We start from the raw sequence: 20,218 nt of genomic DNA on the forward strand, positions 1-20,218 counted from the left end.
CTCTTGTGACCGGGTATAACTGTATTGTGGCGCAGTTAATTTCCCATTCCACATCCGCCTTAGAGCTGTGAAGCTGCGTTTTATTGCAAATAGTTGGTAAACGCGGTCACTAAACGTTCGATTTGGTCTTGAGACGTCTTGAATTTGGAAGAATATGGTTAATAATCAAACTGTTGTTTGTAGCGAAAATGTCATGCTGGCGAGCAATTTTCGCCACAATCGGCAGGCTATCTTGCACCGAATTAGTACAGACCGTTTGTTCCAGGGATCTTCATCATGCGTATCCTCATTGCTGCCTTGCTTGCGACCGCCGGTGTTTTCTCGCCGCTGAGCACTTGGGCGCAGAGCGTGGACGTCGAGGCGACGATAAAGACGATCGACGCCAAGTCGCTCAGCCTGACGCTGGACGACGGCAAGACCTACAAGGTGCCGGAAGAGTTCAACTTCGAGGGCCTGAAGGCAGGCGTCAAGGTTCTGGTGTTCTACACGGTCGTCGATGGCAACCGCGTCGTGGACGATCTCGAAATCGTACAGTAAGGGCCGGAACCGGGCCTCAGCGGCTTACAGCCATTCCATCCGGCCGTCGAGCGGCTCGACTTTCAGGATACGGTCCTGATGGATGGCGATAGACGATGCTTCTTCTTCTCCCACGCCGCCGATCAGGCGAAAGATCGACCTGATGACGCCGCCATGGGCGACCGCCACGGTCGGACCGGTCAGAGACTGCATCCAGGCGCCGATGCGCCATGACAGGATTTCGTAGCTCTCGGCAGTTTGGCCCGGCGGAATGAAGCTCCATTTCTGGCGCTTTCTTTCCTTCAGCAGCTCGGGCTCGAGTTTTTTGACTTCGGCCAGCGTCTGGCCTTCCCAGTCGCCGAACGAAACTTCCACCAGCCGGTCATCGGTCCGGTAGGCGAGGGGATCGAGCCCCATCGCTGTGCGCAGCCGCTCCATCGTCTCGCGGGTGCGAGAGAGCGGGCTTGCCACGAAGTCAAAATCGGCGACATCGTCGCCGAGCAGTTCTTTCAGCGCTTCACCATTGCCGGTAGCCTGAAGGCGGCCCGTATCGTTCAGAGGAATATCCTTCTGACCCTGAAGCCGGCCTTCAGCGTTCCAGTCCGTCTGGCCGTGACGGATGACGTAGAGAAGCACGGGGCGCTCAGTCCTTCACGACGGAAATGTCAGGCGCGTCGACGGCCTTCATTCCGATGGCGTGATAGCCGCTATCCGCATGGTGGATTTCACCGGTGACGGAGCGGGACAGGTTCGACAGAAGATAAAGGCCGACATCGCCCACTTCCTCGATCGTGACCGTGCGGCGCAGCGGTGCGTTATACTCGTTCCATTTGAGGATATAGCGGAAGTCGCCGATGCCGGACGCAGCAAGCGTCTTGATCGGGCCGGCCGAGATCGCGTTGACGCGGATATTCTTTGGTCCGAGGTCAACGGCCAGGTATTTGACGCTGGCTTCAAGTGCCGCCTTGGCAACGCCCATGACGTTATAGTTCGGCATCACCTTCTCGGCACCGTAATAGGTCAGCGTCAGCATGGCGCCGCCGTCCGTCATCAGCTTTTCGGCGCGGCGTGCGGCCGACGTAAAGGAGTAGACCGAGATCTGCATCGTCTTGGCGAAGTTGTCAGGCGTCGTATCGACATAACGGCCGGTCAGCTCATCCTTGTCGGAGAAGCCGATCGCATGCACGAAGAAGTCGATCTTGCCCCACTTCTTCTCGATATTGGCGAACACCTCATCGATGGTCGACTCGTCGCTCACATCGCAGTGGCCGGCCATGAAAGCGTTGATTTCGGCAGCGAGCGGTTCGACCCGCTTCTTCAGGGCGTCGCCCTGGTAGGTCAGAGCAACTTCGCCACCCTGATCGTGAATGGCCTTGGCAATGCCCCATGCGATGGAGCGATTGTTGGCGACACCCATGACGACGCCGCGTTTGCCTGACATGAGGCCGGAAGCCTGAACCATGAATATCCCCTGGAAACTCGATTTGGCCTTGCCTATGACATAGGCAGGGCAAGGGTTCAAGCTTGCGGATACCAACTCATACGCCCACTCTTTGGCGAAAGGGGAGGCCAACGTTTCAGCTGTCGCCGGAGCCGGTTGGGGATCGATGTCTTACAGATACAGCCCGTGGCGCATGTGGCGCATCAGATCGGTCACCTTCGGGTCGGGCTTTTCGAGAAGCACAATGCGCAGTTCCGCCACCAGATCGCCGCGGCCGCCTGCATCGTTGTAGAGCCCCATGCCTTCCAGCCGGATTGCCTGATCGGACCCCGACCATGCGGGAATTGCGATCGTCTGCTCGCCTTCCGGCGTCTTCAGCATCGGCTCGGCGCCGAGAACGGCGTCTTCGAGAGAGATCGGCAAAATGGTGTGGATATCGAAACCGCTCACCCGGAAATCCGCATGCTTGGCCACTTTCAGGGTCACCACGAGATCGCCCTGCTTCATCCCGGGAAGCTTCAGACCCTGGCCCTTCAGCCGCACAACATGACCCTCGGTCATGCCCGCGGAAAGCGAAACGCGCACGTCACGATCGTCGCTGGAATGCACGATGACCGAACCCCTGTTGAGAAGGTCTTCGATCGTCACGACGGCTTCGGCCAGAAGATCCGGCGCCGTTTCGAGAACGGTCACGGTTTCACCGCGGATGCGCCGCAGCAGCGTGTTGAGAATACCGGAACCCATTCCGGTGGTCTGCGGGGCCGGGCGGCTACCGGGACCCTCATCCGTTGCATCGGCTCCTGTCGCGTCGCTTTTCGACGATGGACGAGCGGCCTGCGCGGTCGACGCCTCGTCTGCGGTTTTCTTCTGTCCGGAGTCGGCGGTCTGGCCGTCTGGCGAGACGCCGAAGATACGCTCGACCATGTCTTCGGCCGGTTCCGGCGGAGCATCGCCGCGGGCCTTGCCGTTCTGCTGTTGCTGCTGCGCTTGGGATTGAAGCACTTCGGCCTGCGCCCGCTTGGCGCTGGCACGGGCAAGCTCTTCCATCACTTTTGCCGCGCGCTCGCGGGAAGCCTTGGCACGCATTTCCGCTTCGCGGGCTGCCTGGCGCTGCTGCATGAATGTCTGTTGAAGAGCGGATGCGCGGTCGTAGCGCTTGCGCCGCTCGGGATCCTTCAGCACCTCATAGGCCTGGCCCATTTCGGCGAAGCGCTCGCCGGCATCGGGGTCGTCCTGGTTCTGATCGGGATGTATGGTCTTTGCCTTCGAACGCCACGCCGATTTGATCTCGTCAGCGTTGGCGCTCCGATTGACGCCGAGAATAGAGTAGGGATCGCGCATTTTGAAACCACCCGTAAAGCTTGGGGCGGTGGGTCGCGTATCCAATTCCGGACCCCCCGTAACTCAACAACTCTCGCGGCAGCCTTCGGTTCCTCATGCCCCGAGGCTGGCCGGATCACAGGCAGTAACCGTATGGAGGAATTGCTGAATCAGAGGTTACGGAGAGAAGGTCGATGCATGTTACGGTAAACAAAACGTTTACCGCACAGTGCTGGCCTTAACACTACTGGCGGTCAAATGCCGTGAGCGACCAGTCGCCCGTTTCGGTCCGGCATGCCTGACCGGAAAACAGCGATATTCCTTCATAGGAATGGCGGCTGGTGGTGAAGGCGCGGCAGAGTAGGCCGGCGCTCCGGTCCTCGTGGATCGAGGAGACGACACCGGCACTGCCGGTCGCCGAATTTGCCCAGGGAAGGGGGTTCGCACCCACCTTGGCGAGATCGGCCGAGGTCACGGCATTGCGCACGGTGGCTTCGTCCGATTGCGGATCACCCGCTTTTGGCTTGCTGGGAATGCTGCTCGTCGAGATACTACGATCGACCTTGTCCGCGCCGCCGAACACATCCATGCTGGTGCAGCTGCCAAGCGAACCGCACAGTGCGACGATCGCGATGATTCGCAGGCTGGCGCCATTCAGGCTCTTTGTACGGCACATCGAATTTGCTATCACAATCACCTTGCATCCTGTCCGGCCAAGTGTCTCGGGCATGTTCATCAGATCGGGAGCACTTTAGTCAATATGTCGGAAAACGGGTTAACAAGCGGTGACTTCACGCAGGAAAGTGAACCCTTCACCTTATTTGGGTCGTGGTTGAAGGATGCCGAATCCAGCGAGATCAACGATCCGAACGCCGTCGCGCTTGCGACCGTCGATGAACATGGGCTTCCCAATGTGCGAATGGTCCTGCTGAAGGGCTACGACGAGGATGGGTTTGTATTCTATACGAATTTCGAAAGCCAGAAGGGCGAGGAAATTCTCGGCCAGAAAAAGGCTGCGATGGTCTTTCACTGGAAGTCGCAGAGACGTCAGGTGCGTCTGCGCGGCCCTGTCGAGATCGTCAGCGATGCCGAAGCGGATGCCTATTATGCGACGCGGCCACGCGGAAGCCGAATCGGCGCCTGGGCCTCGAAACAGTCACGGCCGCTCGAAGGCCGTTTCGCGCTGGAAAAATCCGTGGCCGAATACACCGCGAAATTTGCGATCGGCGAGATACCGCGGCCACCGCACTGGTCCGGTTTCCGCATCCGTCCCGTGTCGATCGAGTTCTGGCACGATCGACCGTTCCGCCTGCATGACCGGATCGAATTCCGCCGCGATACGCCAGACGGTGCCTGGGAAAAGGTGCGGATGTATCCGTGAGCGACCGATGAGAGCTTGCGCCTAGCGCGCAAGCTTGAAGGGAATGCCCGAGGCGAGCGCCGACACATAGCGCGCCCGCTGGTAATGGCCGTTCAGCGAAATCCGCGGCAGACCCGTCAGCCGGGTCAGCCATTTCTCGCAGATCGTGCCCGGCTGGGTCGTGACGGCGACCGAAAAGCCGAGGTCGCGGGCGATGCGGTAGTCGCGCTCGCCCACCGCCTTCCGCGTGCCGTAGGGATAGGCGATCGTGGTCGGCCGTATCCCGGTCAGTTCTTCCACATAGTCGGCAGAACTCGCCATCTCGGCCCGCGCCTGCGCTTCCGACAGCCGCCCGACGGCGCGATGACTGATTGTGTGGGCGCCAAGTGTTGCGAGCTTGTGCCGCGAAAGTTCGCGGAGCTCGGCCGGATCCATCGTCAGGTCGGCGGTCATCTGCAACGGGTCGATACCGTAACACCGCACAAGCGCATCCATCCTGGAAACGGCACTTGCCTCGTCATCGCGAAACACGAGATCGGCAAACCGGTCGAAGGCGTCGAACTTCTGCTCTTCACAGCCGAGCTCGATCCGCTCGGGTCCATTGCCGAAATCGAAACTCAGCTCCCGCTCGCGACCGATCAGGTCCGCCATTGTCTCCCACCACATCGAATGGGTCCGCTCCGCAAAGCCGCGGGCGACGAAAACGGTGAAGGGCACGCCGTATCTCTCGAACACCGGCAGCGCATGTTCGGCGTTGTTGCGATAGCCATCGTCAAGCGTGAAGGCGGCAAACGGCTGGCCGGTCGGATTGGCAAGCCGCTCCGGCACGTCCTCCAGCGGCACGAACGCATATCCATCCGCCGAGAGCCGTTCGATCGCATCGGCCAGGAATTCCGGGGTAACCTCCAGATGACCGCTCGGCTGGAACGCGAGCGATTGTTTGGGGCGCACGTGATGAAGCGTGAAGATAGAACCACGACCGCGCGCACCTGCCAGCATGCCGGCCCGCGCGAGTGCTGCCGACGCCTCTAGACCTGTCGTCGTGACCTGACGTTTCAGGCCACGGATCCATGCCGCCGGCAACTTTGCTTTCAAATTCACCATCGTCGCCACGCCCGTTCAACCCCGAGATGCAACCTACCGTGTCAGCCGTTAAGCGTTGCTGAAGACCTGTTTTAGCGAATCATGCCGTCAAACAGCGGCAGGCCGATCAGGGCGGCGGATGCGATCAGGCAAAAGCAAATACGCCGGAACGTCACCTCGCTCGCACGCCCGAACAGCCGTGAACCCGCGTAAAGCCCGATCCCGTAGCCCGGTCCTGCGATCAGCGCGATCAAGAGCACCTCGAACGTCAGGATGCCGCCGATCAGATAGGACACGGACGAGATGACGCTGGCGAGAGCAAAATAGAGGACGAGGTTTGCCCTGACGACATCAGGTGCCGTCGCGCCGCCAAGCCAGTAGGCAACGATCGGCGGTCCCGACATCTGCGCCGCACCGCCGAACAGGCCGGCAAGCGCCCCGACACCGATGGTCAGCGGCGCCTTAGGCCGTCCGTGGTAGCGCCAGCCCGAGATCAGGAACACGAGAAGGCACAACACGACGACCGAGATGATCCAGCGCAGGGTGACGGAGGGCAGCAGTGCAAGCGCCGCCGCACCGACGGGCACGCCGACGACGGCACCCATCATCATCGTGAACACCTCGCGCCGGTTTGCCCTTCGCCAGCCGTCCGGCACCATCCCGAGCGTCATCACGCCATCGATAACCAGCAGCAGCGCCGCCGCGAGTTTCGGACCGATCGCCGTGCCTGCCAGCGGGACGAAGATCAGGGCGCCGCCAAATCCCGAGAACCCGCGGGCAAGGCCGGCGATCATGGCCGCTGAGAACACTAAGGCGAGTTCACCCGACGAATGGCCGGGAAGCCAGAGGCTGAACATGTCGGCAATGGGGGTGGAGGAGGGCATGGATCGGCTTGCACTGTTACAAAGCCGGCAACTGCAGGGATTTGGCCGAAAGTGTCAAGCCGTCAGGCCGACGGGTTCAGAGCGGCAGGGGTCGCTCTCCCAGATGTTCGAACAGCCGCAGCAGATAGCCATCCGGGTCGGCAACAATGAACTGCCGATTGCCCACCTCATGATCGCCGCGGCGATACCACTTGTCTTCCGGTTCGAGCTGAAGGGGCACGCCCGCTGCCTGCAGCCGCGTCAGGATCGCTCCCGACGACGGAACCTCGATCTGCAGGTTCAAGCCGCGACCGAACGGATAGGCGGGGGACGCCCCGTCGGGCAGAGCAAAATCTCGGCCGATACCGATCTGGTCGATCATCAGTTGCGCCTGGCCAAGCGCCAGGAATGCAAACCCTTCGTCCGGACGGTCATAGACGATATCGAAACCGATCAGCTCGCAGTAGAAATCGCAGCTTTTGCGCCAATCGCTGACGGAGAGCTCGGGAACCAGCGCGTTGGATCGGTGCCGCGTCACGCCTTGGTGCCGCCCACCGTGACCTGATCCATCCGCAGATGCGGCTGGCCGACGCCAACTGGCACCCACTGGCCGCCCTTGCCGCAATTGCCGATGCCGGTGTCAAGCTTCAGGTCGTTGCCGACCATCGAGATGCGCTTCATCGCGTCCGGTCCGTTTCCGATCAGCATCGCACCCTTGACCGGCGCGCCGATCTTGCCGTTCTCGATCATGTAGGCCTCGGTGCAGCCGAACACGAACTTGCCGGAGGTGATGTCCACCTGTCCGCCGCCGAAGGACACGGCATAGATGCCCTTCTTGACCGATGCGATGATCTCTTGCGGGGACTTGTCGCCGCCCAGCATGAATGTGTTGGTCATGCGCGGCATAGGGATGTGCGCATAGCCCTGGCGGCGGCCGTTGCCGGTGGGTGCCACACCCATCAACCGCGCATTCTGGCGGTCCTGCATGTAACCAACCAGCTTTCCGTCCTCGATCAGGACGTTATAGGCCGAAGGCGTGCCTTCGTCGTCGACGGTCAGCGATCCGCGGCGGTTGTCGATCGTGCCATCGTCGACGACGGTAACGCCGGGGGCTGCCACCATCTCGCCCATCAGGCCGGCAAAGGCGGATGTCTTCTTGCGGTTGAAATCGCCTTCCAGCCCGTGGCCGACAGCCTCGTGCAGCATCACGCCCGGCCAGCCATTGCCAAGCACCACGTCCATCGTGCCGGCCGGTGCGTCGATCGCCTCGAGATTGACCAGTGCCTGGCGAAGCGCCTCGTCGGCGCCTGCCTGCCAGTTGCCGGTCGCGACGAAATCGCCGAAGCCGATCCGGCCGCCGGTGCCGAACGAACCCGATTCCTGGCGGTCGCCGTCACCCACGACGACGGAAATGTTGATGCGCGTCATCGGCCGGATGTCCTGCACCCGGTGTCCATCGGCGCGCAGAATGTCGACCACCTGCCAGCTGGCAGCAAGGCTTGCCGAAACCTGCCGCACCTTCGGATCCTTGGCGCGCAGATAGGCGTCGATCTCGGTCAGAAGCTTGGCCTTGGCCTCGAAGCTCGGAGAGCCGATCGGGTTCTCGTCGCCATAGTATTTCTTATTTGTGCGCTGGGGTGCGGCTGCATAGGAGCCGGAATGGTTGGCGGTGACGGCGCGAACCGCATCCGACGCACGAGAAAGCGCGGACGCCGAAAGCTCGCCCGCATGCGCATACCCGACAGCCTCGCCGGCAACGGCGCGCAGGCCAAAACCCTGATCGGTGTTGAACGAACCACCCTTCAGGCGGCCATTGTCGAACGAAAGCGATTCCGCCTGGGCATGCTCGAGATAGAGCTCGCCATCGTCAGCGCCTGACAGCGCCTGGCTCAGGATCGAACGCAGCTTCGTCTCGTCGCAATCGAAGAGGGAGATCAGGTCGGTGTTCATTGTTCTATGCTCCGCTTGCGCACGTCAGTGCATTCGGGACCGAGGGGCGCGAATGCATACGCGCCCAAGTCGAGATATCTGGAGCCCGATGTAGTTCCGGCAATCCGCCGAAACAAGCGTCTTTACGGAAGCGCGTCGTAGCCGGGGCCAAAACCGTTGAGCTCGATCGGGATGCCGACGCGGTCCTGATCAGCGGACTCGCGCAGCGCGAACACGGCGTTCTTGCCGGCGCGAAGGATGCGCATCAGCTCGTCGTCGATTTCCACTTCCACATAGCAGCCTTCCGAGAAGCAGCGGGTGAAATAGGCGCGGCCGATATTGTTGCTGTCGACATAGAGCTCCATGCCGTCCTTCAGGAGAACGCCGAGCGGGGCAAGGATGCGCAGGATGCGCGCCTTGCGGTCGGCGGTCTTGAGGACGACGACGGACAGGCCGACTTCCGGGCGATCTTCGGCGATCACGTTCTGCATCATCGCGCACTGCTCGACGGAGGCACCGGCCGGCTTGTCGCAGATGATCGACCAGGCGCCGTGGTTTTCCTTCACGTTGCCGGGCTGTGCCGGAGAACCGGGGGCAGGGCTCTGTGGCGCCTGCTGTGCATTCTGCCCGGTCTTCGGTGCTGCACCAGTCGATGGGGCAGGGGCCGATGGGGTAGGAGCCGGCGCGGAAGGAGCCGGTGCCGATGGGGTATTGGGAGTCGGCCGAGGTCCCGGCTGCTGCGCGAGTGCGGGTAATGCGACGGCCCCCGCAAGCATCAAGGCAAGGCAGGCGCGAAGGCGGTAGGGACGACCCATGTAGACCTCTAAACGGACGAATCAGTGTGACTATTCTTGGCGGTCCTACGCCGAAATGAAAGGCCTCGCTCTCTTTTCAGCCGAGTACGGCGAAAATGGGACTTGAGGGGTTTGCGACTGTGCGGCGCCATCTGGTCAAGCAATGCCGCATGTTCCTGACGGCGCAGGCACTCGGCCGCATGCCGATAGGTTCAAAATGCCGCATGAGCAATGCCGCGCAGATATTGCGACGACCCGCAAACTGTGATTGAACCAAACCAGGCGCTTGAATTCCGCATGCCGTTCGATCGCGGGACTCGGGCGCATGGGAGAGAGGGTTTATCGTTATGTTGAGAGCTTACGCCGCAATGGCGTCGCTTATCTGTCTTTTCACGGCTTCGCTGGCTCATGCGGACCAGCCGAGGCCATGGCAGATGGATTTGCAGGCGCCCGCGTCACCGATCATGCACCAAATTCGCTGGTTCGAGCACTATACGCTCTGGTTCATCGTGCCGGTGACATTGCTCGTTCTGGTGCTGCTGATCATGGTTGCGGTCAAGTTCCGCGCCAGCCGCAATCCGGTTGCCTCGCGCACCAGCCACAACACGGTCATCGAGATCGTCTGGACCGTGGCGCCGGTGCTGATCCTGTTCTTCCTCGCCATCCCGTCCTTCAACCTTCTGAACGCACAGCTGGAAATTCCGGATGCGGACATGACGGTCAAGGCCACCGCCACCCAGTGGCAGTGGAACTACGAATATGAGGGTTCCGGCGAAACGCCCGTCGCCTTCGACAGCTACATGCTGAAGGATCCGGATCGCGCTGCCGCCGGCAAGACCGATATCGATCGCTATCCGCGGCTTCTTGCCGTCGACAACGAAATGATCATTCCGGTCGGCAAGACGGTACGCATGCTGGTGACGGCAGCGCCGTCCGACGTGATCCACGCCTTCGCCATGCCGGCCTTCGGCGTCAAGATCGATGCCGTTCCCGGCCGTCTCAACGAGACCTGGTTCAAGGCCGATCGCGAGGGGATGTACTACGGCCAGTGTTCCGAGCTTTGCGGCAAGGATCACGCCTATATGCCGATCGCCATCCACGTCGTCTCCGAGGAAAAGTACAACACCTGGCTTGCCCAGGCCGCCAGCGACCTTCCCGGTGCCTATAAGGGACTGGTCGCCGATGCCGGCACGGCCAAGCCCGCTGACGGCATTGCCGTCGCTGCGAAGTAATCAGGAGGCTGACGATAATGGCCGGACATACCACTCATACGGATCCCCATGGCGCTCACGCCCATGACGACCATGCTCATGATGCCCATGCCCGCGCGTCTCACGACGATGCGCATGCGCATGGCGATCATCATTCCCACACACCGGGCTTTGCCGCCCGCTGGCTGTTTTCGACCAACCACAAGGATATCGGTACGCTCTATCTGATCTTCGCGATCATGGCGGGCGTCCTCGGCGGCCTCCTGTCGGTTGCGATGCGCATGGAGCTGCAGGAACCGGGCATCCAGATCTTCCACGGCCTGGCGTCCATGGTCTATGGTTTCGAGGGCGATGCCGCGATCGATGGCGGCAAGCACATGTACAATGTGTTCACCACCGCGCACGCGCTGATCATGATCTTCTTCATGGTCATGCCGGCGATGATCGGCGGGTTTGCCAACTGGATGGTTCCGATCATGATCGGCGCGCCTGACATGGCCTTCCCGCGTCTCAACAACATCTCCTTCTGGCTGATCATTCCGGCATTCCTGCTTCTGATGCTGTCAATGTTCGTCGAGGGACCGTCCGGTGCCTATGGCGCGGGCGGCGGCTGGACCATGTATCCGCCGCTGTCGACCTCGGGCCATCCGGGTCCGGCCGTCGATCTGGCGATCCTTGCGCTCCACGTTGCAGGTGCCTCGTCGATCCTCGGCGCGATCAACTTCATCACCACCATCCTCAACATGCGCGCTCCGGGCATGACGCTGCACAAGATGCCGTTGTTTGCCTGGGCCGTTCTGGTCACTGCCTTCCTGCTTCTTCTGTCTCTGCCGGTTCTCGCCGGTGCCATCACCATGGCGCTAACCGACCGCAACTTCGGAACCACGTTCTTCTCGCCTGAAGGCGGCGGCGATCCGATCCTCTACCAGCACCTGTTCTGGTTCTTCGGTCACCCGGAAGTCTACATCCTGATCCTGCCCGGCTTCGGCATCGTCAGCCACATCATCTCGACCTTCTCGAAAAAGCCGGTCTTCGGCTATCTCGGCATGGCCTATGCGATGGTGGCAATCGGCGCGGTCGGCTTCATCGTCTGGGCCCACCACATGTACACGGTCGGCCTGTCGCTCGATGCGCAGCGCTACTTCGTGTTCGCAACCATGGTGATCGCGGTGCCGACCGGCATCAAGATCTTCTCCTGGATCGCGACGATGTGGGGTGGCTCGATCACCTTCAAGGCGCCGATGGTCTGGGCAATCGGCTTCATCTTCCTGTTTACCGTGGGCGGCGTCACCGGCGTCCAGCTCGCCAATGCCGGCCTCGACCGGTCGCTGCACGACACCTATTACGTGGTGGCTCACTTCCACTACGTCCTGTCGCTCGGCGCCGTATTTGCAATCTTTGCCGGCTGGTATTACTGGTTCCCGAAAATGTTCGGCTACATGTATAGCGAGAAGGTGGCACACCTGCATTTCTGGGTGATGTTCGTGGGCGTGAACCTGGTGTTCTTCCCGCAGCATTTCCTCGGTCTCGCCGGCATGCCGCGTCGCTATATCGATTATCCGGATGCCTTCGTGGGCTGGAACTACATCTCCTCGATCGGTTCCTACATCTCCTTCGCCGGTGTTCTGGTCTTCCTCTTCGGCGTCTGGGAAGCCTTCGCCAAGAAGCGTGTCGCCGGCGACAATCCATGGGGTGAAGGTGCAACGACGCTCGAGTGGCAGCTGTCTTCGCCGCCGCCTTACCACCAGTGGGAACAGCTGCCGCGCATCCGCTAAAGGCAGCGTTCCAACAAGGGACATCGCGTGTGACACGCGCTGTCCCCTGAAATTGCAAGGTTTTTAGGTCTCATGACAGTTATCGATGATCGCGACGCTCTCGGCAATGACGCAGGCCTGTTCCTGTCTGAAGCGGGCGCGCGCGATTTCTTCGAACTTCTGAAGCCGCGGGTCATGTCGCTCGTCGTCTTCACGGCGTTCGCAGGTCTCGTTCTGGCGCCCGGCACGCTTAATCCGGTTCTCGCTGCAATCTCGGTTCTCTGTATCGCGGTGGGCGCCGGTGCGTCCGGCGCGCTCAACATGTGGTACGACGCCGATATCGATGCCGTCATGACCCGCACCGCCAAGCGCCCAATTCCTGATGGTCGCGTGCGGCCGAGCGAAGCGCTTGCCTTCGGCCTGACGCTGTCGGTGTTTTCGGTGGCGATCCTCGGTCTCGCCGTCAACTGGCTGGCCGCCGGCCTGCTCGCCTTCACCATTTTCTTCTACGCGGTCGTCTATACGATGTGGCTGAAGCGCTCGACGCCGCAGAACATCGTCATCGGCGGTGCCTCCGGCGCCTTCCCGCCCATGATCGGCTGGGCCTGCGTCACCGGCGGCATTTCGCTCGACAGCGTCATCCTGTTCCTCATCATCTTCCTCTGGACGCCTGCCCACTTCTGGGCGCTGGCGCTCTACAAGATGCGCGATTACGGCTCGGTCGGCGTGCCGATGATGCCGAACGTCGCCGGCGAGCGTTCCACCAAAATCCAGATGTTCGCCTATGCGGTTCTGACGGCTGTTCTCGGCGTCGCACCCAGCTTCACCGGCCTTGCCAGCATCGGCTACGGCCTATTTGCCGGCGTGCTGGGGCTCATCTTCATTGCCTGTTCCATCTCTGTCCTGCGCATGCCTGAAGGCGACGAGCGGATGGTGCCGGCCCGCAAGATGTTCGGTTACTCGATCTTCTATCTCTTCATCATCTTTTCCGCGCTGCTTGCCGACCACGCGGCAGCCGGTGTGGCGACCCTGATCGGAAGCCTTCTATGATTGACACCGTCAAGCTCAACGACGCCCAGAAAAAGTCCCGCCGCAACAGAAATGTGGCGCTGGGACTGGTCCTCGCCGGACTGGTCGTCCTTTTCTACGTGATGACGCTGGTCAAAGTCGGCGGCGTCGGCAACTGACCCAGAACGCTTGAGGAGGAGGCACATGGGAGGAGAGGTTTACGGGAATGGTCAGGGCAATGCCCAGCGGCCGGGCCATGGTCAGGCAAAGCGGGTCAGCAATGCCGCGATCTTTGCCGGTTGCGCTGTGTTCGTCACCTGCATGGTGGGCGCCGCCTATGCGTCCGTTCCGCTCTACCGCCTCTTCTGTCAGGTCACCGGCTATAACGGCACCACCCAGCGCAGCGAGCAATATTCCGATACGATCCTCGAGAAGACCATCAAGGTCACGTTCGACGCCAATGTGTCGCCCGGCCTGAACTGGGATTTCAAGCCTTCGAAACCTGTGGAGCTTAAGATCGGCGAAACCGGGCAGGTGTCGTTTACCGCGAAGAACCGTTCGCCGGTGGCGACGACTGGAACCGCGGTCTTCAACGTCACCCCCATGGAGGCGGCGGTCTATTTCAACAAGGTCCAGTGCTTCTGCTTCACCGAGCAGACGCTGCAGCCGGGCCAGACGATCGATATGCCGGTCGTCTTCTTCGTCGATCCCGAGATCGTCAAGGCGAACGAGACGAAGAACATCAAGACCATTACCCTGTCCTACACCTTCTATCCGGGCAAGGAGCCGGCGCCGAAGCCGGTTGCGGCCTTGCGGAATGAAGTGCAGGATAAGGGCAGTAAGCTTTAAAATGGCCCGCCGTTTTTGGCGGGTGGAACACTTGCGGTAAGCACCCTTGGGAGGGGCAGGCATGGCAGAAGCGCACCAGAAGAACCACGATTATCACATTATCGACCCCAGCCCTTGGCCGCTTCTCGCCTCGATCGGCGCCTTCGTCATGGCGTTCGGTGGCGTCGGATACATGCGCTACCTGAAGGGTTCGGAATTCCACATTTTCGGCATGAACCTGGCAACGCCATGGGTCTTCTATATCGGTCTGGCGATCGTCATCTATGTGATGATCGGTTGGTGGTCGGATACGATCAAGGAAGGCAATGCGGGCGCCCATACGCGCGTCGTGTCGCTGCATCTGCGCTATGGCATGATCATGTTCATCGCGTCGGAAGTGATGTTCTTCGTCGCCTGGTTCTGGGCCTTTTTCGATGCAAGCCTTTATGCCAACGAGGCAATCCAGGCGTCCAGAACACAGGTTCTCGGGGGACAATGGCCGCCAAAGGGTATCGAGGTTCTCGATCCATGGCATCTGCCGCTCTATAACACGATCATCCTGCTGCTGTCGGGCACCTGCGTCACCTGGGCTCACCACGCGCTGTTGCACAACGATCGCAAGGGCCTCGTCACCGGCCTGTCGCTGACAGTCGCACTCGGCGTGCTGTTCTCGTTCGTGCAGGCCTACGAATATGCCCACGCCCCGTTCGAATTCGCCAATTCGATCTATGGCGCCACGTTCTTCATGGCCACCGGCTTCCACGGTTTCCACGTTCTGGTCGGCACCATCTTCCTGCTGGTCTGCCTCATCAGAGCCATGAACGGCGGCTTCACCTCGGAAAAACACTTCGGCTTCGAAGCGGCCGCCTGGTACTGGCACTTCGTCGACGTCGTCTGGCTGTTCCTGTTCTTCTCCATCTACATCTGGGGCGGCTGGGGCGCACCGCTGGCGCATTGATTGGGGTTTCCTCTCTACACCTCCTCACGGCCCTTTTCCCCTAGCGGGAGAGGGCCGGTGGTAGACAGGTCGGGGAGCAAACGCCGAGGGCGTGCAGAAGGCCGGGTCTGAATACATGACACATCAAGTCGATATGGCGGGCGCTCGCAGGCGGCGTCCGGTCAAGACCATCGCCACAATTACCCTCATCCTCGCCTCGCTTGCCATCCTCCTTGCTCTCGGCACCTGGCAGATGGAACGCCTGTACTGGAAGGAAGGCCTGCTCGCCGATATCGCCGAGCGACGCAGCGCGGATCCTGTGCCGCTTGCAGACATCGAACGGCTCGCCGCAAGTGGCGGCGATATGGAATACCGCCGCGTCGCGCTGTCTGGCACATTCGACCACACGAAAGAGCGGCATTTCTTCGCCACGTTCCAGGGCCAGACTGGTTTCTACGTCTACACGCCGCTGATCCTTTCCGATGGCCGCGCAATCCTCGTCAATCGCGGTTTCATTCCCTACGAGATGAAGGAGGTTTCGACGCGCACCGCCGGCGAAGTTGCTGGCGAGCAACGGCTGACCGGTTATGCCCGCAGCCGTCTGGCGCAAAAGCCATCCTCCATCGTGCCCGACAACGATATCGCCAAGAACATCTTCTTCTGGAAGGATCTAGACGTCATGGCGTCGTCATCAGGTCTCGATCCGGCCAAAACCCTGCCGTTCTTTGTCGATGTGGATGATCTGGTTCAAAATCCCGGCGGCTGGCCGAAGGGCGGCGTCACCCAGTTCGATCTCCCCAACAGCCACCTCCAATATGCCTTCACCTGGTACGGGCTTGCAGCGGCACTGGTGGCGGTCGTCATCGGCGCATGGTGGCGCCGTGCCAAGCCTGCGACGCCATAGCCGTCACTTTTTTCTTGGCGTGGCGGAGCCGGCTCGCCTATATGGGGACTGCAACGGCTTACGGAAGCGACATGAACATCCAGGTCACAAAACCGGCTCTCACGATCCGCCTCTGCGGTCCGCGCGGCTTTTGCGCCGGCGTCGATCGGGCAATCCAGATCGTCGTGCTGGCGCTGAAAGCCTATGGCGCGCCGGTCTATGTCCGTCACGAGATCGTCCACAACCGCTATGTCGTCGAGGGACTGGAAGCCAAGGGCGCCGTCTTCGTTGAGGAACTGGATGAGATCCCGGCGGAGCATCGCCAACAGCCGGTGGTATTTTCCGCTCATGGCGTGCCGAAATCGGTGCCCGAGGATGCCCAGGCCCGCAATCTTTTCTATCTCGATGCCACATGCCCGCTCGTCTCAAAAGTCCACAAGCAGGCGATGCGCCACCAGCGGCTGGGCCGCCATGTGGTCCTGATCGGCCATGCTGGACATCCGGAAGTGATCGGCACAATGGGCCAGTTGCCGGAAGGCACGGTCTCGCTCGTCGACACGATCGCCGATGCCGAAGCCTATATCCCCGCCGATCCTGACAATCTCGGTTACGTTACCCAGACGACGCTGTCAGTGGATGATACGGCCGGTGTCATCGCCAAGCTGCAGGAACGCTTCCCGAACCTGACGGCACCCGCAGCCGACAGCATCTGCTACGCCACCACCAACCGCCAGGAAGCCGTCAAGGAAGCAGCACCCGGCTGCGATCTCTTCATCGTGGTCGGCGCACCGAACTCGTCGAACTCCAAGCGTCTCGTCGAAGTCGCACTGCGGGCCGGCGCCAGACGTTCGATCCTGGTGCAGCGCGCTTCGGAACTGAACTGGGACGAAATCGGCCAGATCCAGACGCTCGGCCTATCCGCCGGCGCCTCTGCCCCGGAAGTCATCGTCGACGAAATCATCGAAGCCTTCAAGCAGAGGTTTTCGGCCGAAATCGAGCTTGCGATCACCGCCGAGGAAACCGAAAACTTCCTCGTCAACCGCGAACTCCGCTCCGTCCCCCTCACCATCGAAGACATGGCCTGGGTCAACGGCGAGCGCCCTCTCTCCGCTGGATGAACCGCTTCCGGCTCTAGCGAAGCACCGGCCAAGTCGGCGTGGACACTAGAAGCGGATCCTGATTGCGCCCTCAACAAGACACCAGACCATTACCGCTATAAAGAATACCGATTTCCAGATATCGACCGCGTAATCTATCGGGAATTTTCCGGAGATAGGAACCGAGTTGATCCACATGATGAAAATCGGAGCGATGACGACCAGCCATCTCATCTCCGCGCGACGATCCTCATCACGCAAGCTTCCGACAAGAGGGCGGACTTTGGTCTTTACCAGCGTCAGATGAAAGTATGCGACGGCAGCAACAGCCATGCTGCCAAAGGCAGCAAATGCGGGGCCATAGCCAAGCACTCGAGCGCATATCGTTAGAAATTCTAGTCCGACTATTCCGATAAGATAGACGTTAGTCAGACCCGGGATCAACATCGAATCACTCGCCAATTTTTCCGATTTTAAGCAGTACCGGTCGATGGTTCGCTATATTGTTTGTCTACGCCAGCATTGTCGGCGTAAATTTTTCCCGACCTGAATTTGGGGATATGTCTGCAAAATGTCTGACACCGCATCTATCGATGGGTTCATCGGTACCGATAGCCGTTTTTGAGTTCACGGCCCGGATTGAAGCGATCTGCCGGGGCAGATTTTCATCAGGGCAAAGGCGACCATTCGACCCCTTTTGAGCCAACAGCAGGCTTCAATCTGGCCAGGAAACGCTCTAGGAAGAGATCCAGCGCAACGATCATCAGCGGGACGAAATCTTGGCCGTCTATACCGATATCACCGAAATCGACCTGAACCGGTTCCTGGCCGAATATGATGTCGGGGAGCTCACGTCCTACAAGGGCATTGCCGAGGGCGTCGAGAACTCGAATTTCCTGCTGCACACAACCCGCGAGCCGCTGATCCTGACGCTGTATGAAAAGCGCGTCGAGAAATCCGACCTGCCGTTCTTTCTGGGTCTGATGCAGCATCTGGCTGATCGCGGCCTGTCCTGCCCGCTGCCGTTGCCACGCCGCGACGGGCAGTTGCTCGGCGAACTCTCGACACGGCCGGCAGCCCTCATCTCGTTTCTCGAGGGCATGTGGCTGAGACGGCCGGAGGCGAGGCACTGCCGCGAGGTCGGCAAGGCGCTGGCGCAGATGCATCTCGCCGGCGAAGGGTTTAAGATCAAGCGCCCCAATGCGCTGTCGCTCGATGGCTGGAAGGTCCTGTGGGAGAAATCCGCGGACCGCGCCGACGAGGTCGAAACGGGGCTGCAGGACGAGATCACCTCGGAACTGGAATTTCTCGCCGCCCATTGGCCGAAGGATCTGCCGGCGGGTGTCATCCATGCGGATCTGTTTCAGGACAACGTCTTCTTCCTCGGCGACGAACTTTCCGGCCTCATCGACTTCTACTTCGCCTGCAACGATCTCTTAGCCTACGACGTATCCATCTGCCTCAATGCCTGGTGCTTCGAAGCGGACGGCAGCTATAACGTTGAGAAGGGTATGGCGATGCTGGAAGGATATCGCAGCGTCCGGCCACTGTCTGATGCGGAGATCGCCGCATTGCCGGTGCTTGCCCGCGGCTCGGCCCTGCGCTTCTTTCTGACCCGCCTCTATGATTGGCTGACGACGCCCGAGGGCGCGCTGGTGGTCAAGAAGGATCCGCTCGAATACCTCCGCAAGCTGCGGTTCCACCGCGGCATTTCCTCTGCTGCAGATTATGGACTGACATCATGAAACAGGTCGACATTTTCACCGACGGCGCCTGTTCCGGCAATCCCGGCCCGGGCGGCTGGGGCGCTATCCTGCGTTACGGCGAAACCACCAAGGAACTGTCCGGCGGCGAGGCCGAAACGACCAACAACCGCATGGAACTCATGGCGGCCATCAGCGCCCTCAACGCGCTCAAGGACGCTTGCGAGGTCGATCTCCACACCGACAGCAAATACGTGATGGACGGCATTTCCAAGTGGATCTTCGGCTGGAAGAAAAACGGCTGGAAGACGGCCGATAAGAAGCCCGTCAAGAACGGTGAGTTGTGGCAGCAGCTCGATGTCGCCAACCAGCGCCACAAGGTCAAATGGCACTGGGTCAAGGGCCATGCAGGCCATCCGGAAAACGAACGCGCCGACGAACTGGCCCGCACCGGCATGGCTCCGTTCAAGAGAAAGTAGCGGTTGCTCTCGGGGGCGGTTTGCAGCAAAGGTGCGAAGCGGTTTCCCGTCGGGCATAGCGTTGAAGCAGGCTCCACGACGATTTCGCGCCATACAGAACAGCCATAGGGTGGACCCACCGATGATCCTTCATTGCGTCTTCATGCGTTTCAAGACTGCATTGCAGCCGGCAGAGAAGCAGGAAATCTACGACGCCGTTCACGGCCTCAAAACGCTCATTCCCGGCATTGTCGATGTGAAGTCCGGCCCGAACGCCTCATCGGAAGGGCTAAACGGCGGCTTCCTCGACGGCTTCATCGTCACCTTCGACACGCTGGAAAGCCGTGACGCCTATCTCGTCCATCCCGACCATATTACCGTCGCCGAACGAATTGTCGCCGCATCCGATGGCGGCGTGTCGGGCCTGATGGTTTTCGATATGGCAGTGTGATGGTTCGAGGCGGGCTCTAGCCCGTCGCAGCGTCTCATGCGCAATGGGAATGAGGGGCATGAGCCCCTCAAACGATCTCATGGAATACTAATTGACTTAGAGGCGTTCCAGCATCGCGTCGGCACCCGAGACGGTGGCCTGGCCAGGGCTTTCCTCGATGTCGAGTGACTTCACCACGCCGTCCTCGACCAGCATCGCGTAGCGCTTGGAGCGCACGCCAAGCCCGCCGGCGGAAAGATCGGCATCAAGGCCCATCGCCTTGGTAAAGGCACCATCCCAGTCGGCCAGAAAATGGATCTTGTCCATGCCGCCGGTCTGCTGTGCCCAGGCGCCCATTACATGCCAGTCGTTGACGGCAACGACGGCGATGTCGTCGACGCCCTTGGCAAGCAGCGCGTCGCGATTGTCGAGATAGCCGGGCAGGTGGTTCAGCGTGCAGGTGGGCGTGAAGGCGCCAGGTACCGCAAACAGCACGACCTTCTTGCCGGCAAACAGCGCGTCCGTCGAGATCTCGACCGGGCCGTCAGCAGTCTTTTCCTTGAAGGTGGCGCTGGGTAGTTTTTCACCGATGGCGATGGTCAT

Annotated in this window: 24 protein-coding genes; 13 read left to right on the forward strand and 11 right to left on the reverse strand. The window is 60.7% G+C overall.

All coding sequences use genetic code 11. From position 1 onward, the window contains the following. The first annotated feature begins 276 nt into the window (after nt 1–276). Nucleotides 277–537, forward strand: coding sequence for a DUF1344 domain-containing protein (locus BLW69_RS08815; protein WP_062453640.1), 261 nt, complete (start codon nt 277–279; stop codon nt 535–537). Nucleotides 538–561: 24 nt separating this feature from the next. Here BLW69_RS08815 and BLW69_RS08820 read toward each other — a convergent pair whose 3' ends face one another. From BLW69_RS08820 to BLW69_RS08835, 4 genes are all read right to left on the reverse strand, one after another. Next, nucleotides 562–1,152, reverse strand: coding sequence for a histidine phosphatase family protein (locus BLW69_RS08820; RefSeq protein ID WP_092661463.1), 591 nt, complete (start codon nt 1,150–1,152; stop codon nt 562–564). A 7-nt stretch (nt 1,153–1,159) separates the two neighbouring features. Beyond that, nucleotides 1,160–1,978: an enoyl-ACP reductase FabI gene (fabI, locus tag BLW69_RS08825; RefSeq protein WP_062453638.1), complete on the reverse strand. Its 819-nt coding sequence runs from the start codon at nt 1,976–1,978 to the stop codon at nt 1,160–1,162. A 150-nt stretch (nt 1,979–2,128) separates the two neighbouring features. After that, nucleotides 2,129–3,298, reverse strand: a complete 1,170-nt coding sequence (locus BLW69_RS08830) for a DnaJ C-terminal domain-containing protein (protein WP_092661465.1) — start codon at nt 3,296–3,298, stop codon at nt 2,129–2,131. Nucleotides 3,299–3,521: 223 nt separating this feature from the next. After that, nucleotides 3,522–3,953, reverse strand: a complete 432-nt coding sequence (locus tag BLW69_RS08835) for an RT0821/Lpp0805 family surface protein (RefSeq protein ID WP_082471848.1) — start codon at nt 3,951–3,953, stop codon at nt 3,522–3,524. 84 nt (nt 3,954–4,037) lie between these two features. On the opposite strand from BLW69_RS08835, the gene pdxH reads away from it, so the two are divergent. Further along, complete coding sequence (pdxH, locus tag BLW69_RS08840) at nt 4,038–4,658, forward strand: pyridoxamine 5'-phosphate oxidase (RefSeq protein WP_062579430.1); 621 nt, start codon at nt 4,038–4,040, stop codon at nt 4,656–4,658. Between the two features lie 21 nt (nt 4,659–4,679). Here pdxH and BLW69_RS08845 read toward each other — a convergent pair whose 3' ends face one another. The 5 genes from BLW69_RS08845 to BLW69_RS22970 all read right to left on the reverse strand — a co-directional run bounded on the left by BLW69_RS08845 (nt 4,680) and on the right by BLW69_RS22970 (nt 9,327). Then, nucleotides 4,680–5,741 (reverse strand): polysaccharide deacetylase family protein, encoded by a 1,062-nt coding sequence (locus BLW69_RS08845; RefSeq protein WP_092661467.1) that lies wholly within the window; start codon nt 5,739–5,741, stop codon nt 4,680–4,682. 71 nt (nt 5,742–5,812) lie between these two features. Next, nucleotides 5,813–6,604 (reverse strand): sulfite exporter TauE/SafE family protein, encoded by a 792-nt coding sequence (locus BLW69_RS08850; RefSeq protein ID WP_092661469.1) that lies wholly within the window; start codon nt 6,602–6,604, stop codon nt 5,813–5,815. Between the two features lie 76 nt (nt 6,605–6,680). Further along, nucleotides 6,681–7,121, reverse strand: coding sequence for a bleomycin resistance protein (locus tag BLW69_RS08855; protein ID WP_062453634.1), 441 nt, complete (start codon nt 7,119–7,121; stop codon nt 6,681–6,683). Continuing rightward, entirely contained in the window at nt 7,118–8,533 is a 1,416-nt protein-coding gene (tldD, locus tag BLW69_RS08860) for a metalloprotease TldD (protein ID WP_062453633.1), read from the reverse strand. Before tldD ends, BLW69_RS08855 begins: the two co-directional genes overlap by 4 nt. A gap of 122 nt (nt 8,534–8,655) precedes the next feature. Continuing rightward, a complete protein-coding gene (locus BLW69_RS22970; RefSeq protein WP_244508788.1) occupies nt 8,656–9,327 on the reverse strand; it encodes an invasion associated locus B family protein in 672 nt (223 codons plus the stop codon). 326 nt (nt 9,328–9,653) lie between these two features. Between BLW69_RS22970 and coxB the strand changes: the two genes are divergently transcribed. The 8 genes from coxB to ispH all read left to right on the forward strand — a co-directional run bounded on the left by coxB (nt 9,654) and on the right by ispH (nt 17,045). Then, on the forward strand, nt 9,654–10,538 hold the full coding sequence (coxB, locus tag BLW69_RS08870; RefSeq protein WP_062579433.1) for a cytochrome c oxidase subunit II: 885 nt from the start codon (nt 9,654–9,656) through the stop codon (nt 10,536–10,538). A gap of 17 nt (nt 10,539–10,555) precedes the next feature. After that, complete coding sequence (gene ctaD / locus BLW69_RS08875) at nt 10,556–12,292, forward strand: cytochrome c oxidase subunit I (protein ID WP_092661471.1); 1,737 nt, start codon at nt 10,556–10,558, stop codon at nt 12,290–12,292. Between the two features lie 72 nt (nt 12,293–12,364). Beyond that, nucleotides 12,365–13,321, forward strand: a complete 957-nt coding sequence (gene cyoE, locus BLW69_RS08880; protein ID WP_062579437.1) for a heme o synthase — start codon at nt 12,365–12,367, stop codon at nt 13,319–13,321. Continuing rightward, the gene (locus tag BLW69_RS22735) at nt 13,318–13,458 is read left to right on the forward strand and encodes a hypothetical protein (RefSeq protein ID WP_062453628.1); all 141 of its coding nucleotides are present in this window, start codon (nt 13,318–13,320) and stop codon (nt 13,456–13,458) included. Before cyoE ends, BLW69_RS22735 begins: the two co-directional genes overlap by 4 nt. 25 nt (nt 13,459–13,483) lie before the next feature. Beyond that, nucleotides 13,484–14,128, forward strand: a complete 645-nt coding sequence (locus BLW69_RS08890; protein WP_092661473.1) for a cytochrome c oxidase assembly protein — start codon at nt 13,484–13,486, stop codon at nt 14,126–14,128. 61 nt (nt 14,129–14,189) lie between these two features. Further along, nucleotides 14,190–15,065, forward strand: coding sequence for a cytochrome c oxidase subunit 3 (locus tag BLW69_RS08895; protein WP_092661475.1), 876 nt, complete (start codon nt 14,190–14,192; stop codon nt 15,063–15,065). 115 nt (nt 15,066–15,180) lie between these two features. Next, on the forward strand, nt 15,181–15,948 hold the full coding sequence (locus BLW69_RS08900; protein WP_092661477.1) for an SURF1 family protein: 768 nt from the start codon (nt 15,181–15,183) through the stop codon (nt 15,946–15,948). A 71-nt stretch (nt 15,949–16,019) separates the two neighbouring features. Then, nucleotides 16,020–17,045: a 4-hydroxy-3-methylbut-2-enyl diphosphate reductase gene (gene ispH, locus BLW69_RS08905; protein ID WP_062453623.1), complete on the forward strand. Its 1,026-nt coding sequence runs from the start codon at nt 16,020–16,022 to the stop codon at nt 17,043–17,045. 45 nt (nt 17,046–17,090) lie between these two features. Here ispH and BLW69_RS08910 read toward each other — a convergent pair whose 3' ends face one another. Beyond that, nucleotides 17,091–17,396, reverse strand: coding sequence for a hypothetical protein (locus tag BLW69_RS08910; RefSeq protein ID WP_139283826.1), 306 nt, complete (start codon nt 17,394–17,396; stop codon nt 17,091–17,093). A 407-nt stretch (nt 17,397–17,803) separates the two neighbouring features. Here BLW69_RS08910 and BLW69_RS08915 point away from each other — a divergent pair, with 407 nt between their 5' ends. The 3 genes from BLW69_RS08915 (at nt 17,804) to BLW69_RS08925 (ending at nt 19,636) form a co-directional block, all read left to right on the forward strand. Beyond that, nucleotides 17,804–18,769, forward strand: a complete 966-nt coding sequence (locus BLW69_RS08915; RefSeq protein WP_092661481.1) for a homoserine kinase — start codon at nt 17,804–17,806, stop codon at nt 18,767–18,769. After that, a complete protein-coding gene (gene rnhA / locus BLW69_RS08920; protein ID WP_244508821.1) occupies nt 18,763–19,206 on the forward strand; it encodes a ribonuclease HI in 444 nt (147 codons plus the stop codon). Before BLW69_RS08915 ends, rnhA begins: the two co-directional genes overlap by 7 nt. Nucleotides 19,207–19,327: 121 nt before the next feature. Beyond that, entirely contained in the window at nt 19,328–19,636 is a 309-nt protein-coding gene (locus tag BLW69_RS08925) for a Dabb family protein (protein ID WP_062453619.1), read from the forward strand. A 96-nt stretch (nt 19,637–19,732) separates the two neighbouring features. Here BLW69_RS08925 and BLW69_RS08930 read toward each other — a convergent pair whose 3' ends face one another. Then, on the reverse strand, nt 19,733–20,218 hold the full coding sequence (locus tag BLW69_RS08930; RefSeq protein ID WP_062453618.1) for a peroxiredoxin: 486 nt from the start codon (nt 20,216–20,218) through the stop codon (nt 19,733–19,735).

The organism is Rhizobium sp. NFR12 (genome assembly GCF_900108545.1).
Lineage (GTDB): Bacteria > Pseudomonadota > Alphaproteobacteria > Rhizobiales > Rhizobiaceae > Neorhizobium > Neorhizobium soli.